Below are 16556 nucleotides of genomic sequence, written 5' to 3' on the forward strand. Positions count from 1 at the left end.
ATGCGCTATATCTGTTATATATGCCAGGACATAAAATGAAAGTATAGAAGAGGAAGAGAAATTCAACATGAAGAGTAACGGAGGCGAGTGTTATGGGAGTTGCAGTGAACGAGCAGCATATTAAAGTAGATAATACGCCGGCTCAGCCACCCCGGGAAATACCAACGAAAAAGTTAATTGGCGATTCAATGGGACAGTTCGGGTTAAACATTTCAAGTGGATTGTTGGGTTTGATCACGTATTATTATACGGATGTCGTTGGCGTGTCTGCCGCTGTAGTCGGTACGGTAATGCTGCTTACCAAAGTTTTGGATGCGTTTGCAGACATCGGTATGGGTGTACTGGTGGATCGGACCAAAACCAAGTATGGGCAAGCTCGTCCCTGGTTGTTATGGATGACCATTCCAATGTTCATCTCATTATTCTTAATGTTTTCCGTGCCGGATATAAGTTCTACAGGCAAAATTATATATGCGATTATTACGAATCTTGTATTCTACATTTTGGTGTTTACTCCAACCTCGATTCCATATAACAGTTTGATGGCGTTAACAACGCGTAACAGTTACGAGCGTTCCTTAATGGGTATTATCCGTTCAAGCAGCGGGTATCTGGCAGGTATGGTTGTTGCCGTTGCATTTGTTCCAATCGTTACAGCCATGGGCAATAGCAGAAGTGACTGGACGTTGCTCGCATCAATTTTTGCTGGTGTTGCAGCAATCGGGATTTTCATTTCATTCCTGTCCAATAGGGAAAAGTACAACAATGTTCAATTGGATGAGCTTGGCATGTTTCAGGATAAAACGCCGATTCGTGAAGGACTGAAATTACTCTTTGCCAATAAATACTGGGTATATATGTTCTTCGTAATGGCTCTCGCTAGCATTTTGTTTGCTCTGGGCGTGGCAGCAGGAAGTTATTATGCCAAATATATTTGGGGCAATGTAAGCCTGATCGGCATTATGGGTGCTATTGGTTTGATTCCGGTTATTATCGGATTTGCCTTGTCCGGACCATTCATCAAACGTTATGGCAAGCGAAATACAGCCCTCGGCGGTATATTAATCGGACTCCTCGGAGCAGCCGTTCGGTTAGTCGCTCCCGAGAGCATTACATTGGGTCTGATCTGTTCTATCTTCCAAACGCTTGGTACAATTCCGCTAATGGCAGTAGGTGGAGCAATGGTCACAGACACGATTGAATACGGCGAATGGAAATTTAACAAAAGACTTGTTGGTTTAACGAATAGTGTCATCGGTTTCGGTTCAAAAGTAGGCACAGCCATTGGCACAGCAATGATTGGATGGTTCCTCGCGCTAGGAGGATATGTCGAACAAGCTACAACCCAAGGAGAAGGAGCAAAGCAGGCCATCATCGCGTTGAATATATACGTCCCCATTGTTGTATTCATTCTTCTTGTAGTATTCCTTTACAAAAACAAGCTGGACAAGGAATATCCAACGATTATTAGAGAGCTTGAAGGTAGAAGAAAGGCATAACAAGATTTAAGTGTCCTTACACACAGCCAATCGCTTGTGTGTAAGGGCACTTTTAATTTGATGAAATTAGTTCAAAAAAGCTTGGTTGTTACGATGGCTGGCAGGTTTTGAAGAGTCTGTGTACCCGGGTAGAGCTGGCTTGCCGCTTCAAATTTGATTTTTGCAGTAATATTGGAAAAGTGATTCGTGAACCCTCTCAGCACCAGTTGGCCCTCTAGCCTGGCTAATGGAGCGCCCAGACAAAAGTGAGGTCCTTTGCCAAACGAGAGATGACGATTGCTGTTGGGACGGTAGATATCAAAGCGGGAAGGTTCGGGAAAATGTCTAGGGTCATTGTTGGCTGCACCCAGCCAGGTTAATATAACATCTCCTTTTTTCATAGGCACGCCAAGGATGTCTGTATCCTCTACTACCACACGATCAAGTGTCGTGGGAAAACGATACCTTAACGATTCTTCAACAGTATTCTCTATCAGTTCTGGATCTGCGGCAATATCCTGATAGATTCCGGGTTGATCATACATAAAACTGTAGAACAGGCTGTTTATCATGTTAGTCGTTGTTTCGTTCCCAGCAGCAAGGAGGCCCAAGCTAAAGGTAACAACCTCTTCATCGGTTAGTTGATCCCCATCCAGCTCGGCAAGTGTGAGATCGGAAATAATGTCCTCGGCAGGATGCTTTCTCTTCTGCTGAACAATGGGGAGCAAAAATTCGTTAAATTCTTGCATAGCCGCATACTTCGCATTCATCTGCTCCTGCTCATTACCTGTGGCATTGGGGAAAAATAACATGTCAGACCAGGCTTTGATCTGTGCCCGGTGTTGCCTCTCTACCCCAAGTAGATCGGCAATGACAGTAACAGGAAGTGGAACCCCTAGGTCTCGAACAATGTCCACATCATCTTTCGTCTTCATCTCAAGCATTAACTCATCAACGATAGCCGCGATTTGAGGCTCCCAGGTTTTTAACTGACGTGGGGTGAAGGCACTAGAGACTAACTTTCTAATATCACGTTGAACAGGGGGATCAACAGAATTGATGTTCACTCGGGTAATTACCGGTGGAACCGGGGATACACTCCGTTTACGAACACTGGAGAACCGTTTCCAGTCTGTTAGAACGGAATTGACATCATCATAACGATACAGATTCCATACTTGCTGCTTCTCGTCAAAATAGATGGGATGATTCTCCAGCATGTACTCATAATAAGCATATGGATTCCAAAGTTCTTCAGGTGTCTCTAAATTAGATACCTGATGAATAACGATCGATCTGTTATCAGTCTGCATGTCTCCTCGCCATCCTTTAATGTAGTTTGTGGAAATCTCCAAATAATGATAGCCAAACTATCATTATTTGTTTTAAAGGTACCATAAATCACACTTATTTAGAAATTAAATGAAATGTTTTACTGAATATCAATTATTTAGAGATACTCTTAGGGTCACAGATGAAGAAACATTTTCATATCAAAATGCAGAAAAATGTCGAATAAAGTGATTGCTAACAAATTTATTGTGTGATATTATGATCCAGTAAACGTTTACATCTACAACGAATTAAATATTAGCAGTGTTTGGCTGTTACTGGTAAAGCAGGCATGACCAAAATGATTTGCATTTTCCTTATGTGAGTAGGGGAAGGCATATCGTTTTGGTCTTTTTTATATCCAAATTCAGAAATGAGGCATTGGTATGGATTATCGCAAGTTGGGACAAGAGATTACGGAATTGGTTGGGAAGAAGGATAATATCGCTCGGCTTACGCACTGCGCAACCCGACTACGATTCGAACTGCACGATATCTCCAAAGCGGAGACAGAAAAACTCAAAGCACTTCCAGGTGTCATTACCGTTGTGAACAATGGTGGACAATATCAGGTCGTTGTGGGCAATGAGGTGCAGCAGGTCTACCGAGTTATCACTCAGCAGATGGGTTCTGCTACCCGAAGTGCGGAATCCAAATCGGATTCTGGCAAAAATAACGGACCAAAACAAAAACAGAGCTGGATCTCCAGATTCATCAGCGTGATCTCAACAACATTTACTCCGGTAATTCCGGCAATCATTGGCGCGGGTATGATCAAAGCGATATTAGCCGTACTTGTGCTGACAGGCCTTGTAACGACGGAAAGCCAAAACTACTATATTCTTAATACCATTGCGGACGCGGCTTTTTATTTCATGCCTATTCTGCTGGCTTATGGAGCTTCCATTAAATTTGAAACTAGTCCCATTCTGGCGATGACAGTTGCCGGCGTGTTGTTACACCCGGGATGGAGCGCCATGATGGCGGAAGGAAAAGATGTGTTTTTCATCGGTGTTCCAGTTCGACTAACCGATTACGCGGGCTCCGTGCTGCCGATTATTATCGTCGTTTGGCTCATGTCCTATATTGAACGTTTCGCGGATCGGGTATCGCCTTCAATGATCAAATTTTTCACGAAACCAATGCTTGTACTATTGATTACAGCACCACTTGCATTGGTGGCGATTGGACCTTTCGGAACGTACCTGAATGATCTGGTTGCCATGGGTGCAGAAGCGATTAATGCCAGAGCCAGTTGGCTGATTCCTTTGTTAATGGGAACTTTGCAACCATTCCTGATCGTAACAGGCACTGCATGGGCGATGACACCGATTGCAACTAGCCAACTAACCAAAAATGGATATGAAATGATCAACGGCCCGGGAATGCTCGCGTCCAATATTGCTCAAGGTGGGGCCACCCTTGCTGTAGCATTAAAAACAAAAAACAAAAAACTGAAACAGCTCGCTGCTTCATCCGGTTTCACCGCCGTACTGGGCATCACGGAACCATCCTTGTACGGAGTAACTTTGAAACTGAAGAAACCCTTAATTGCCGCAATGATTGGTGGTGGTGTAGCAGGGATATATGCTGGTCTGACCGGATTAGTACGTTATGCCTTCGTTTCTCCGGGTCTTGCCGCGTTACCTGCCTTCATTGGAAGCAATCCGATGAACATCGTTCATGCCATTGTGACTTGTCTGATCGCTTTTATCGTTACTTTTGCTCTGACATGGATCATTGGTTTTGAGGATCCAGTGGATGATGAAGAAGAAGGCAATACCAACGTTAACGATGACAAGACACTTTCCGGGCTGTCTTTTCAAGACAACACTCTAAGCACGCAGTCAGTTGCAACAACAAATGCGAATGGACCAACCCAAAATGAATTACGCCCACTTACGATCGCAAGTCCGATGCAAGGGGAATTAGTCCATCTAGACCGTGTACCAGACGATGTCTTCTCTTTGGGATTACTGGGTAAGGGCGCTGCTATCATTCCTGCCAAAGGAGAACTGTATGCTCCGATCGCAGGTGAAGTTACGGCTTTCATGGACTCCAAACATGCGGTGAAATTAAATGGTTACGATGGAGAAGAGGTGCTCATTCATATTGGAGTGGATACCGTAAACCTGAAGGGGCGACACTTCGACTCTTCCATTAAAGTAGGGGATCGCGTAAAACGGGGGGACTTGTTGATCCGCTTTGATATCGACGCCATCAAGGCAGAAGGCTACGAAGTCATAACCCCGATCATTATCGCCAATTCGGATCGTTTCCCGGACATTAAGCTGGAGAAGCAGAGTCCTGTGGAGGTTGGAGCGACGATTATCCACCTTTCGTAACAAGCTTAATATGGTCCGTCATATATCTTAATCAACATTAAAATGAAGGAGTGTTTGAGATGTTATATCAACACACCAAACCATTCCCCAATGAATTTCTGTGGGGAGGCTCTACCTCGGCCTACCAAGTCGAGGGAGCCTGGAACGAAGATGGCAAAGGCCTGTCCGTCATCGATATGTGTGATCATCCGGCTGGAACCGCCGATTTCACGGTTGCGAGCGATCACTATCACCGATTCAGAGAAGACGTGAAGCTTTTTGCAGAGCTGGGCCTCAAAGCATATCGTTTTTCGATTGCATGGACTCGAATCTTGCCTTCAGGCACAGGGCCTGTTAATGAAAAGGGACTCGATTTTTATCACCAATTAATTGACGAATTGCTGCTCCATGGTATTGAGCCCATTGTGACCATGTATCATTTCGACTTACCCTACGAGCTTGAGAAAACCGGAGGATGGAACAACCGGGGGACGATTGATGCCTTTGTGGAGTACGGGCGTATCTTGTTTGAGCATTACGGGCATAAAGTGAAATATTGGTTGACCATTAATGAGCAGAATACAATGATTCTCCATCCCGGTGCTATTGGTACACCAAAAGGCGGACGTCTGCCTTCCAGTAAGGAACTGTATCAGCAAAATCATCACATGTTTGTGGCTCAAGGCAGAACGATGCGACTATTTCATGATATGCTCCCGCAAGGCAAGATTGGTCCTGCATTAAACATGACCTCCATGTACCAGGCAACCTCCAGACCAGCAGATGCAATCGCTGCACATAACTGGGAGACAATTCGTGGATGGGGTTTTCTCGACTTATCGGTGTGGGGACGGTATAATCCATTATTCTGGAGTTATGTACAGGAACGCGGCATCGAGCCGGTTATTGAGCAGGGTGACATGGAAGATATCCAGTCTGGCAGCCCCGATCTGGTAGCAATCAACTACTACTCGACGGCAACCATTGCCGCCAGTATGGGAGATGCGTCGGATGTTACAGCTCGTGCGGGTGATCAGCAAATTATGCTTGGTGAGCAGGGAGTCTACCGAGCCGCGGAGAATCCTTATACCGAAAAAACAAAATATGGCTGGGTCATCGATCCGATTGGCCTAAGGTTAACATTGCGTAAGGTATGTGAACGATATGGTCTCCCGATTCTAATTACGGAAAATGGTATAGGAGCCCCAGATATACTCGAGGCAGATTACACGATTAACGACACGTACCGGATTGATTTTATTGAGAAACATCTGGAACAGATCAGACTGGCTCTGACGGATGGTGTGGATGTGATTGGTTATTGCCCTTGGTCCGTTATTGACGTGGTAAGCACCCATCAGGGTTATGGGAAACGCTACGGCATGATCTATGTAAACCGTGGTGAACAGGATCTGAAAGACTTGAAGCGTTTGAAGAAGAAAAGCTTCTCGTGGTATCAAGAGGTCATTAAACAAAATGGCAGATGTATCGGAAATTCGGATCAGGCGGTCACGAAAGAATAAAGGATCGTGATGAATGCATGAAAGTAATCAAAATATTAAATAACAGCTTGCTTCTGACCAAAGATGAACAGGGGCAAGAGATGATTGTCATGGGAAAAGGGTTGGCGTTCAAAGGCAAAGTTGGCGAGCGACTGGATGAAGAACACATCCAAAAACGATTCATTCTGCAAAATAATCCGTCTGCGCAGGCTTACGTACGAACCATCGAAAACATGCCGGAAAAACATGTGAATGTCATAAATAAACTGATTACCAATGCAAAAGAAAAGTTGTCTCTTGACGACCAAATCTTCTTTACGCTTATGGATCACTTGTCATTTGCCATTGAACGATGGAAAAAAGGTGTAGCACTACAGAATCGCATGTTATGGGAGATCCAGAGGTTTCACCCTGTTGAATTCGAACTTGGCCTTGAAGCCGTTCAGTTGCTGAATCTAGAACTGGGGGTTGAACTGCCGGAAGAAGAAGCAGGGAATATCGCTTTTCATTTCGTGAATGCCCAAACGCATGAACAGAATATGGAGCGCACGATGCAATCCGTTAAGATGTTAAAAGATATTTTTAATCTGATACAATACACCCTTGATATGCAATTGAACAAAAATTCCATCCATTATGTGAGACTTGTCACACACCTGCAATTCTTCATCCAGCGTTTACAAGAAGGGCGTCTGGGCAATTCGGCGAAAGATTTTATATTTCAGCACATGGTGAAGGAGCATCCGCTTGAATACAAATGCGCGGAGATGATCAAAACCTACGTGCAGAATATGCTGGACATCTCCATATCGAACGAGGAATTATTATATTTGATGATTCACATTGCTCGAATTGTCCAGGAGGAACAGGGTGATGATGGACGATTATAAAGCAAAGTTAAAGTTGTATTCCCTTAACTCTTTTTCGGGAAAGATATTTTCTAACTATGACCGTTTTCTCGTATTTTATCGGGAAACGGTCTTTTATTTTTGCAAATATGTAGCGGCTTTTTGATATTCCATGATTAACGAACTTCTGATTCCTAAAATCATAATTACCAATTGATAACATTTTATTATAATTATTGTAAATTCGTTATATGTAAGCGCTATCTAAAGAGCTATAATCTATTTATCTGGATGTTAATCCGTTCAGAAATACTTAGACCAGATCAAGAGGAGGAATTGTATGAAACGGTTAGGTCAATGGAATATAACAGCCTTGGTTCTTGTGCTCGTACTTGCCATGCTTCCATTTTCGAATGTCTCACATGCAGCCAAGGCAGTTACGGAAGTGGAAGGAGGCCATTTGAGTACAAACTTTGAAGACGGTACACTTCAGGGATGGACTCCACGTACAGGTAACGAAAGGCTGACAGTGACACAGCAGGAGGCACACGAAGGTCAGTCCAGTATGCTGATCGCCAACCGTGAGCGTTCCTATCATGGACCGATGTTATCCATGAAGGATCTGCTTGAGCGTAACCAAGAGTACGAAATTACGGCATATGTAAGACTTACCCAGGAGCCCATCACGGATCAAACACTACAGCTCACCACATATAAAAAAACAACTGCTGAAAGCTGGAACCCGATCGGTAGCGTGAAAATTGCCAAAGCAGAGTGGAATACATGGCACAAGATCACCGGAAAATTTCAGTATAGCGATGATCCCACTGAATTGAATTTGTTCATCGAAACACCCTACATCTCTGAAGGTAGCGTAGATACGTTATCGTTCTATGTGGATGATGTATCATTTACTCTGGCCGAGCAACTGGAGATTGAAGAAGGTATTCGGTCTCTGGAGGACCTGTATCAAGATGATTTCCCCATTGGTGCAGCGGTGTATCGCTGGCAGTTGGAAGGCGCATATGGACAACTTCTCACAAAGCACTTTAACAGCTTGACCGCAACCTATGAGATGAAACCGAAGTACATGTCTCCTTCCGAGGGTGTTTATGAGTTCGAGGCAGCCGATCAATATGTTCAGTTCGCCGAGGAGCATGGTATGGGCGTACGCGCACATGCGTTGTTGTGGCATATTGATGCAGCAGAGTGGATGTTCAAAGATCCTCAGGGTAACCCTGCGAGTCGAGAATTACTGCTTGCCCGGATTCAGGATTACGTTGAAACCGTCATGACCCGATACAAAGGTAAGATCTATGCCTGGGATGTGGTAAACGAGGCGATTGCGGATAGCAATGGTGATGCCAACGGTTTACGTAAAAGTCCCTTTTATGAACTAATCGGTCCGGATTACATTGAGAAAACCTATGAATTCGCTCGTGCAGCAGATCCGAATGCCAAATTATATTACAACGAATACTTCACGGAAGTCCCTGAGAAAAGAGAGCATATGTTTCAGTTGGTCAAACGACTGAAAGATAAGGGGCTTATCGATGGTGTGGGTTTGCAATCCCACTATAACCTGGAATCCCCTCCCATCAAGGAAATTGAAAAAACGATCAACATGTTCGCCGAACTTGGATTGGATATTCAGATCACGGAACTGGATGTGGATAGCGGAATTCCATTTGGTGAAGAGATGTCGGATGAAGTTGCGGTAAAACAGGCGTATCGATATAAGGAACTGTTGGATTTGTACCAAAAACACAAAGATCACATCTCTTCAGTTACCTTATGGGGACTCCAAGATGAGAAGTCTTACAACAACCAGGCTATGCTGTTTGATTCAGCCCTGAAGGCCAAAAAAGCATACTGGGGGCTCGTGGATGAATCAGGCTTGCCTGTTTTGACACAGAGAGCCGTCTCACTTTCGGGTAAACCGGATATCAAAAAACATTCACAAGATCCACTCTGGAACAAAGCGGTGTCTACTCCACTGAAGGGCGACTCTTCGGGATCAGCCAGTTTCCGCACCTTATGGGATCAAAGTAACCTGTATATCCTTGTGGATGTTCAGGATGCGAAGGCAGATGTGAACGACAGAGTAGATATCTTTGTTGATCTCAATAATGGCAAGACCACTTCATATGAAGCAGATGACCGACACGTAATCATTAAGCGGTCGGGCAAAGCTGAGGGCGTGGAGCAGCGTTCATATCGTGTACGCGAGACCAAAGCAGGATATCAGGTTGAATTGTCCATTCCGTGGGGTGGTATCCAAGTCGGATCAGAATATGAAGCCGGATTGGATATCCGTGTGACTGATGGCGGTTCAAGTGGGACACAACCTTATAATCCAATGTACTGGAATGATCGAACACAATCTCAGGAACAGGATACAAGCAAATACGGCGTGATTCAGCTTGCCCCTATGCCCAAATCTGCACAAGCTGTACAAGGGATTGTTCAGATTGATGGGAAGAAAGACACATCATGGAATAAGGCTGTACCATTTGAAGTAAAACGGTTGAATGAGAACGAAGGTGCAGAGGCAGTCGCTCGGGCAATGTGGACAGGTGAGTATCTATACCTGCTGATCGACGTCACTGATCCAAACATCATCACAGATAACATCAACCCATGGGATCAGGATTCGGTTGAGATTTTCCTGGACGAGAATCACCAGCGCACACCGTATTTTCAATATGATGATGCCCAGTTCAGAATCAGTGCAGACAATGTGGGAACCTTTGCAGGGGGTGCCTCACCCGGACGCCTTGTAAGTGCTGTGAAGAAAACAAATAAAGGATATCTCGTAGAAGCCAGAATCCAGTTGCAATCACTGACGCCCAAAGCAGGAAATGTTCTCGGTTTCGATCTTCAAATTAACGACAACCAGGGCGGAGGTAAACAGAACGTAGCCAAATGGAATGATACGACCAATGAGAGCTGGAGAAACACTTCGCAGTACGGAATACTCACTTTTGTCGGAAAGAACAAGCTCGGTCATTAAACCATCGACAATAATTGTAAGAATAGAAACCATCATAACAGTGGATAAAACTCAACCATTGTTGTGATGGTTTTCATCATTTAAAGACGTCACTCAAGCTGATGAGGCGTGATACAATCTGTCTTGACTGTATTAAACAGCCCTTGATATACTAAATGGATGTTATTTTATTCTTTTATGCGGATAAGAAAGTAATCAACTACATACAACCGTTTGCGAGGGAGCCTTAACCGGCTGAGAGGGTGTTAAACCGACCTTACCTGATTTGGATAATGCCAACGTAGGGATGCAACGATGAAACACTGTACTTGGGTAGCTCATGCGAACCCTCTTGTTTTAGTGTATTTGTCTGCGAAACATCCTATGGATGTTTCGTTTTTTTGTTTTTAAATACGTACATTATGAATTGGAGGAACATATGTTGACTATTTCAGAGAGACTATATCGGGCGGCACAGCCTGTGTGGAAGGAATGTCTTGAGCATCCCTTTGTGAAAGGGATCGGAGATGGTTCCTTACCGGTTGAACAATTTCGTTATTATTTGTTGCAAGACTACTTGTACCTGTTCGATTATGCCCGCGTATTTGCACTAGGTATCGTCAAGTCGCACGACCCCAAATTGATGCAGTTTTTTAGTAAAAATGTAGATAACATCCTGAATGGCGAAATGAAAATTCATCGATCTTATATGGAACGACTAGAGATTACAGAGGATCATGTTTTTCAGGTAAAACCTGCACTGAAAAATGCAGCCTATACTAACTATATGCTCTCTGTTTCCCATGCGGGTGGTATAGCAGAAGTACTTGTATCCATTCTGGCCTGTTCATGGAGCTATGCAGAGATTGGTCAAGTCCTTGCTCAAAAGCCAGGTGCAGCTGATCATCCTTTTTATGGAGATTGGATCACAGGATATGCTTCCTCTGAATACAACAGCAACAATCAATCCCTTGTGACGTTAACGGATAAGTTATTAGAAGGCTGTAGCGAGGGAACGTACCAACGGATGGAAGATATTTTCGTGATGTGCAGTCGCTTTGAGCTTGATTTTTGGGAGATGTCATGGAGGCTGGAGCTTTGAGTTCAATGGTAGTTAATTCAATTTAGAGAGCAGCGTCCATAAACAATAAGAGGGCATAAAAGTTCGTATTGAAGAGGGAGGTTATCCCCCCTTGCTTCATACGAGCTTTCGTTTGTTACCTTTTGTTTCTCTCGTGGAGCTGCAACGATACCGAAAAAAGGGCGTCAGGACGGAATGTTCATAGCAGTTTGAATATTTTTCAGATCGAGCTGAATTTGCTCTGCAATATGGTAAGGGTGGTATAAGCCATGCTGCACCATGTAATTTGATATCTTTTCATGAGAGTCTATGGCTTCATCGAGCTGTTTCATCAAAATTTGTTTGATTTCGGGGGTGGCACATTCGGTCACAGCCATGGCGTAGTTTCTGACGCTGCTCTTGGCGTTCATCAAAAAATCCATTGCAATCACGTCATCGGTCAGCGTATTAAGACCAGTCATGTGTTCTAATATTGGGTTCATTTTTTTATCTCCTATACAGTCGCTTTAGACAGCACTCCACCGAGCTCCTGAAGCTGCTGTTGTGATAATATCGCATCTTGTTTCAAAATTTGTTTGAGCTCCGGGTCGGTTACCAGAGCTTGCATCGTCTTACATTTAGTCATGCAAACCGTCTTGAACGCAGCTATTTCATGCACCTCGAGCATCTCATGCAAAGCGTAAGTGGAATTCATTCAGATTGTCCTCCCGTGTATCTACTCATATTTAAGGCTTTAAGATGACTTTAATGCAATCGTCCGTTTTTGTATCGAACACTTCATAGCCCCGCTTGGCCTCGCTGAGCGGAATGACGTGCGTAACAATGTCCCCAGGGTTCACTTTGCCAGACGTCACCAACTCGTACATGTATGGCATGTAGTGAATGACCGGAGCTTGTCCGGAACGGATATTCACGTTTCGCTGCATGATGTCACCGAGTGGGAATCCGTTATAACGTCCGCCGTATACCCCAGTGACTTGAATGGTACCACCTTTGCGGACAGCCTGAGATGCAATGATAAATGCGCTCATGGTGCCGCCTTGCAGTTTCATACCGCTGGCTAGAAATTCAAGATCGCTCATCTTGCCGTCCATTCCTACCGCATCAATCACAACATCGGCGCCGCCTTTGGTCATTTCTTTGAGAGTGTTCCCAATATTCTTATCCTGTTCGAAGTTTACGATTTCCACATTGTTCGTTCGCTTTGCATGCTTTAAGCGGTAATCGACATAGTCGACGGCTATGACCCGCTTAGCACCTTTCAGCCAGCAGAACTTCTGGGCCAGGAGTCCGACCGGACCGCAGCCGAGCACGATGACTGTATCACCATTCTTAACGCCGGCGTTATCTACGCTCCAGAATGCTGTCGTCATGGCATCGGCGATCAAACTTAGCTTTTCGTCCGGTTGTTCGCAGTTCTCAGGGATCTTAAAATGGGTAAAATTAGCAAATGGGACCCGTAAATACTCGGCTTGCCCGCCGGGATATCCGCCGGTCGTTCCGGAGTAGCCGAAATAAGCGCCCATATCCCCGTGCTCGTTGGAATTGTCACATTGGCTTTCCAGCTGATTTTTGCAAAAAAAGCATTCTCCGCATGCGATGTTAAACGGAATGATCACACGGTCGCCTTTTTTTACCTTGGTCACGCCAGGACCTACTTCTTCTACGATCCCCATCGGCTCATGTCCGATGACATAGTTCTCCTGAAGGTTAGGGATCATCCCGTGAATCAGATGAAGGTCAGAACCGCAAATGGCGGTACTGGTGATCTTTACGATCATATCGTCCGGTTTCACAATCTTCGCATCCGGCACCTCTTTGACCACAACATTTTTAACCCCTTGATACGTTACCGCCTTCATGCTTTATGTCCTCCAATATGCTCATCTGGGGTCCGATCAAACATCCCTTTACGTGACGTATCTCCCGGGAACAGATTCATCTGCCCGATCATCACCGTATTTTTCGCCGAAAGCTGATCGAGTTGGTACTGTTCGTTCAGCTCATAAGGATGAAACCATTTTTTGCGAATCATGAGCTCCGAGATTTCTTGGTGCATTGCAATCCCCTGCTTAAGATGAGTATGCAGCAGGGCTCTTACATCCGGTGAAGCCGTTTCCGTCAGGGCGATGGACATATTACGTACCCCCTCCTTGGCACGAAGAAGGAAGTCCATGGCAAAAGTCATATCTGCCATTTCCGGCATATTCAATGAATTAATCGGATCTAAATAATCGGTATTCATCTGAGTTCCCCTTAATGTGTTATAGGTGTCGGATTATTCGGAACGGGTGCTTGAAAAGGAGCTCTTGCGTAGATTGCTTGCAGCTCAGCGATCTGTTGTATGGATTGAATTACGTCTTTCTGCATTAATGCTTTTAGCTCTTGGTCAAAGACCAGGCCTTGCATAAGTTTCGACTTAGCGATGCAGAGCGTTTTGAAGTTTAACGCTTCATGCAGTTCCATCGATTCGTGCGGCGCTAGCGTTGGATTAGCCATTCAGAAATGATCCCCTCCTTTTTCATCAAGATTAGATTTTCCAATGCATCGGATCTTATACTAATATGGATCACCGGAGAGGTAAGTTCCGAATATTCCCATCAGTCGCAGGGATATAAACAAAATCTCAATCCCATACTTATTTCTGTCTAAATGAATGATTTTACTGAAGGAAGGAGAAGTCACGGTGCCCAATAAAAACAAAATTGATCTAGCAACCGAAAACGCAAGAAAACCGGCAGAAGATGCACTTAACTCGAGTGGTAGTAATACGCTAGAGCAGCATGCATCTAACGCGGTTTCTGAGGTGCAGACGGCTTTAAATCAGGCAATAAGCTTGTTAAGTGAATCTAATGCAACAAATTCACAAGCGTTGGAGATCGCCAGGCAGCAATTGACCCGAGCAGAGGAATTTTTAGATCAAGCGCTAACTTCAGCAAACGCATTACGTCTGCCGGACCAACAATAAAACGGTTTTGGTACAGATAAGCTTGGCAGAGTTTTGGAAGCATTTTTCCTAGAACACATATAGTTAACGTCAACATGCTTCGGCTTACGCCGAAGTTTTTTAGTATTTTTAGATGTATCGGACAATTTCAAAATCGAGGTTAAAAAAGAATGATTAAGGGCCAGGCATTAGAAAAAGTCTTGAACATAGTTATAGGTAATATCTATTCAACTATGTTGAGGAGGACATCATACAGCCTATGTTACCTATGGAAGAATATTTTGGTAAGTTGGAACTCGTTCATTCCTTTTACGGGGCTATGCCTACAGGCGTTAGTGTATCCGAAACCGGGCGTATCTTTATTTGCTTTCCGAAATGGGGAGATGACGTAAGATTTACGGTAGCGGAAATTGTTGAGGGTGAGATGCAACCTTATCCTAATGTAGAAACAAATTTGATCAACCCATTAAATATTGTTATGTCCTTCATCAGTGTTCAAAGTGTTGTTGCAGATGGAAGGGGGACCCTGTGGGTACTGGACACGGCTGCACCAAATTTTTCTGAGCCAATTAAAGGAGGGGCAAAATTAGTCGCGGTAGATTTAGAAACAAATACAATAAGAAAAGTATATACATTTGCAGATGATGTCGTCTTGCCGACAACGTATCTGAATGATGTCCGATTTGACTTTCGTGTAGGAGAAGCAGGTTACGCATATATAACGGATTCTTCTTCCAATGGTCCAGGTGCTATTATCGTCGTAAATTTAGAAAACGGAAATGCGTATAGACGGTTGCATGGAGCAAGCTCAACCTCACCCGATCCATATTTTGTGCCAAAAGTGGAAGGTAAAATTTTGATGAATCGAAACGCGGATGGTTCGACATCTCCGTTTCGATTGGCCTCTGATGGTATAGCCATTTCCCCAGATGGAAAAATGTTATTCTATTGTCCATTAACCAGTCGCCAGCTATACTCGATCTCAACAGAATCGTTAAGAGACAGAACGATACCGGATTTTAAGTTAAGTGATCTTGTGCAGTATTGGGGAGAGAAGGGTGCATCTGATGGGATGATCACGGACGCAAAAGGAAACGTTTATGCTGGAGATTATGAAAACGATAGTATTCGAAAGATATTGCCAAATGGAATCATGGAAACCATCGCTCATGATCCCCGAGTTTTATGGCCAGATACGTTTTCTATTGGTCCGGATCAATACTTATATGTAATTGTGAACCAATTACATAGGCAGGCGAGATTTCATTATGGAAGAGACCTGCGACAAAAACCTTATAGTTTACTACGTATAAAAGTTGATGAATTACCGGCTCCTACCTTTTGATATACATCCCACTTTACGCGTACAATCGTGTCAGCCCCAAAAGACATAATTAAACAATTTAACAACAAGCCCTGATATAATAAGCAAATAGCAACTATCTATTTTCTATGGAGGTGAGGCTATTGAAAACAATCGGGGTAGGATTCTTACATGCACGGCTCTATGCAAAGCCAGTGAAGGATATGGCAATGCTTTGCATAGAGCCCAGGAATAATCACATTGCCAACGACGAATCGTAATATTCTACGAACTGGCTTTGCACCTTATTGATCTATTAAATAAGGAGTGAGGCCCATGAAATATTCAAAAGCCGAGTCTATTTTTCCGGAAGAATTGTTACGGATCATTCAAAAATACGTTCAAGGGGAATTGGTTTATATCCCAAAGCCCAAAGAGGCACACCTAAAATGGGGCGAGAAAACAGAGAGCAAGAGCAGGGTCTCTGCTCGAAACGCTGAGATTAAATCCTTATTCCACAATGGAGTCAGAATAGAGGAGTTGGCGGGTCGGTATTTCTTGTCCTGCGAAAGCATAAAGAAAATAGTCTATACAAAGAACTAATGAAATCCGCTAACTCGTCGTTTCGACGGTTTAGCGGATTTTGTGCAAAGATGACTTAAATCAACTTATGCATAGTAACCGTACCTCTAAGTCGATAGACTCAAGTTAAGGTTGTTGTGATGAAGGACGGCCGGATCATACAAAGA

General features: G+C 44.0%; 15 protein-coding genes and 1 riboswitch. Of the genes, 9 read left to right on the forward strand and 6 right to left on the reverse strand.

The features are described from left to right. Nucleotides 1–92: 92 nt before the first annotated feature. On the forward strand, nucleotides 93–1499 hold the full coding sequence (locus NST33_RS15800; protein ID WP_221821358.1) for a glycoside-pentoside-hexuronide (GPH):cation symporter: 1407 nt from the start codon (nucleotides 93–95) through the stop codon (nucleotides 1497–1499). Between the two features lie 71 nt (nucleotides 1500–1570). Here the strand turns inward: NST33_RS15800 and NST33_RS15805 are convergent, their stop codons facing one another. After that, nucleotides 1571–2791, reverse strand: a complete 1221-nt coding sequence (locus NST33_RS15805) for a cytochrome P450 (RefSeq protein ID WP_221821359.1) — start codon at nucleotides 2789–2791, stop codon at nucleotides 1571–1573. Between the two features lie 405 nt (nucleotides 2792–3196). Between NST33_RS15805 and NST33_RS15810 the strand changes: the two genes are divergently transcribed. The 5 genes from NST33_RS15810 to tenA all read left to right on the forward strand — a co-directional run bounded on the left by NST33_RS15810 (nucleotide 3197) and on the right by tenA (nucleotide 11578). Then, nucleotides 3197–5155, forward strand: a complete 1959-nt coding sequence (locus NST33_RS15810; RefSeq protein ID WP_221821361.1) for a beta-glucoside-specific PTS transporter subunit IIABC — start codon at nucleotides 3197–3199, stop codon at nucleotides 5153–5155. A 59-nt stretch (nucleotides 5156–5214) separates the two neighbouring features. Continuing rightward, nucleotides 5215–6657 carry a glycoside hydrolase family 1 protein gene (locus tag NST33_RS15815; RefSeq protein WP_221821362.1) on the forward strand — a complete coding sequence of 481 codons (1443 nt, stop codon included), beginning with the start codon at nucleotides 5215–5217 and terminating at the stop codon, nucleotides 6655–6657. A 17-nt stretch (nucleotides 6658–6674) separates the two neighbouring features. After that, complete coding sequence (locus tag NST33_RS15820) at nucleotides 6675–7526, forward strand: PRD domain-containing protein (RefSeq protein WP_221821364.1); 852 nt, start codon at nucleotides 6675–6677, stop codon at nucleotides 7524–7526. Nucleotides 7527–7824: 298 nt separating this feature from the next. Continuing rightward, entirely contained in the window at nucleotides 7825–10497 is a 2673-nt protein-coding gene (locus NST33_RS15825) for an endo-1,4-beta-xylanase (RefSeq protein WP_221821367.1), read from the forward strand. Nucleotides 10498–10704: 207 nt separating this feature from the next. Then, a riboswitch (TPP riboswitch) is annotated at nucleotides 10705–10802 on the forward strand. 113 nt (nucleotides 10803–10915) lie between these two features. Then, nucleotides 10916–11578, forward strand: a complete 663-nt coding sequence (gene tenA / locus NST33_RS15830) for a thiaminase II (RefSeq protein ID WP_221821368.1) — start codon at nucleotides 10916–10918, stop codon at nucleotides 11576–11578. A gap of 164 nt (nucleotides 11579–11742) precedes the next feature. On the opposite strand, the gene NST33_RS15835 is transcribed toward tenA, so the two are convergent. The 5 genes from NST33_RS15835 to NST33_RS15855 are packed head-to-tail and all read right to left on the reverse strand — an operon-like array spanning nucleotide 11743 to nucleotide 14056. Further along, on the reverse strand, nucleotides 11743–12039 hold the full coding sequence (locus tag NST33_RS15835; RefSeq protein WP_047843175.1) for a spore coat protein: 297 nt from the start codon (nucleotides 12037–12039) through the stop codon (nucleotides 11743–11745). Nucleotides 12040–12050: 11 nt separating this feature from the next. Next, nucleotides 12051–12251, reverse strand: a complete 201-nt coding sequence (locus tag NST33_RS15840) for a hypothetical protein (protein WP_221821370.1) — start codon at nucleotides 12249–12251, stop codon at nucleotides 12051–12053. A gap of 31 nt (nucleotides 12252–12282) precedes the next feature. Further along, entirely contained in the window at nucleotides 12283–13419 is a 1137-nt protein-coding gene (locus NST33_RS15845; RefSeq protein WP_221821372.1) for a zinc-dependent alcohol dehydrogenase, read from the reverse strand. Continuing rightward, nucleotides 13416–13802: a spore coat protein gene (locus tag NST33_RS15850; RefSeq protein ID WP_221821374.1), complete on the reverse strand. Its 387-nt coding sequence runs from the start codon at nucleotides 13800–13802 to the stop codon at nucleotides 13416–13418. Before NST33_RS15850 ends, NST33_RS15845 begins: the two co-directional genes overlap by 4 nt. Nucleotides 13803–13813: 11 nt before the next feature. Beyond that, complete coding sequence (locus NST33_RS15855; RefSeq protein ID WP_036615405.1) at nucleotides 13814–14056, reverse strand: hypothetical protein; 243 nt, start codon at nucleotides 14054–14056, stop codon at nucleotides 13814–13816. Nucleotides 14057–14213: 157 nt separating this feature from the next. Between NST33_RS15855 and NST33_RS15860 the strand changes: the two genes are divergently transcribed. The 3 genes from NST33_RS15860 to NST33_RS15870 all read left to right on the forward strand — a co-directional run bounded on the left by NST33_RS15860 (nucleotide 14214) and on the right by NST33_RS15870 (nucleotide 16410). Beyond that, a complete protein-coding gene (locus NST33_RS15860; RefSeq protein WP_221821376.1) occupies nucleotides 14214–14525 on the forward strand; it encodes a hypothetical protein in 312 nt (103 codons plus the stop codon). Between the two features lie 238 nt (nucleotides 14526–14763). Beyond that, nucleotides 14764–15849 carry an L-dopachrome tautomerase-related protein gene (locus NST33_RS15865; RefSeq protein WP_221821378.1) on the forward strand — a complete coding sequence of 362 codons (1086 nt, stop codon included), beginning with the start codon at nucleotides 14764–14766 and terminating at the stop codon, nucleotides 15847–15849. A gap of 294 nt (nucleotides 15850–16143) precedes the next feature. Then, on the forward strand, nucleotides 16144–16410 hold the full coding sequence (locus tag NST33_RS15870; protein WP_221821380.1) for a CD3324 family protein: 267 nt from the start codon (nucleotides 16144–16146) through the stop codon (nucleotides 16408–16410). Nucleotides 16411–16556 lie beyond the last annotated feature (146 nt).

The organism is Paenibacillus sp. FSL L8-0435, assembly GCF_037965655.1.
Taxonomy (GTDB): Bacteria; Bacillota; Bacilli; order Paenibacillales; family Paenibacillaceae; genus Paenibacillus.

What these genes read in the sequence shown, in the direction of transcription:
- NST33_RS15840 (WP_221821370.1), bottom strand. Translation starts at nt 12,251, where the DNA reads ATGAATTCCACTTACGCTTTGCATGAGATGCTCGAGGTGCATGAAATA.
- NST33_RS15805 (WP_221821359.1), bottom strand. Translation starts at nt 2,791, where the DNA reads ATGCAGACTGATAACAGATCGATCGTTATTCATCAGGTATCTAATTTA.
- NST33_RS15815 (WP_221821362.1), top strand. Translation starts at nt 5,215, where the DNA reads ATGTTATATCAACACACCAAACCATTCCCCAATGAATTTCTGTGGGGA.
- NST33_RS15850 (WP_221821374.1), bottom strand. Translation starts at nt 13,802, where the DNA reads ATGAATACCGATTATTTAGATCCGATTAATTCATTGAATATGCCGGAA.
- NST33_RS15825 (WP_221821367.1), top strand. Translation starts at nt 7,825, where the DNA reads ATGAAACGGTTAGGTCAATGGAATATAACAGCCTTGGTTCTTGTGCTC.
- tenA (WP_221821368.1), top strand. Translation starts at nt 10,916, where the DNA reads ATGTTGACTATTTCAGAGAGACTATATCGGGCGGCACAGCCTGTGTGG.
- NST33_RS15800 (WP_221821358.1), top strand. Translation starts at nt 93, where the DNA reads ATGGGAGTTGCAGTGAACGAGCAGCATATTAAAGTAGATAATACGCCG.
- NST33_RS15860 (WP_221821376.1), top strand. Translation starts at nt 14,214, where the DNA reads ATGATTTTACTGAAGGAAGGAGAAGTCACGGTGCCCAATAAAAACAAA.
- NST33_RS15845 (WP_221821372.1), bottom strand. Translation starts at nt 13,419, where the DNA reads ATGAAGGCGGTAACGTATCAAGGGGTTAAAAATGTTGTGGTCAAAGAG.
- NST33_RS15820 (WP_221821364.1), top strand. Translation starts at nt 6,675, where the DNA reads ATGAAAGTAATCAAAATATTAAATAACAGCTTGCTTCTGACCAAAGAT.
- NST33_RS15855 (WP_036615405.1), bottom strand. Translation starts at nt 14,056, where the DNA reads ATGGCTAATCCAACGCTAGCGCCGCACGAATCGATGGAACTGCATGAA.
- NST33_RS15870 (WP_221821380.1), top strand. Translation starts at nt 16,144, where the DNA reads ATGAAATATTCAAAAGCCGAGTCTATTTTTCCGGAAGAATTGTTACGG.
- NST33_RS15810 (WP_221821361.1), top strand. Translation starts at nt 3,197, where the DNA reads ATGGATTATCGCAAGTTGGGACAAGAGATTACGGAATTGGTTGGGAAG.
- NST33_RS15865 (WP_221821378.1), top strand. Translation starts at nt 14,764, where the DNA reads ATGTTACCTATGGAAGAATATTTTGGTAAGTTGGAACTCGTTCATTCC.
- NST33_RS15835 (WP_047843175.1), bottom strand. Translation starts at nt 12,039, where the DNA reads ATGAACCCAATATTAGAACACATGACTGGTCTTAATACGCTGACCGAT.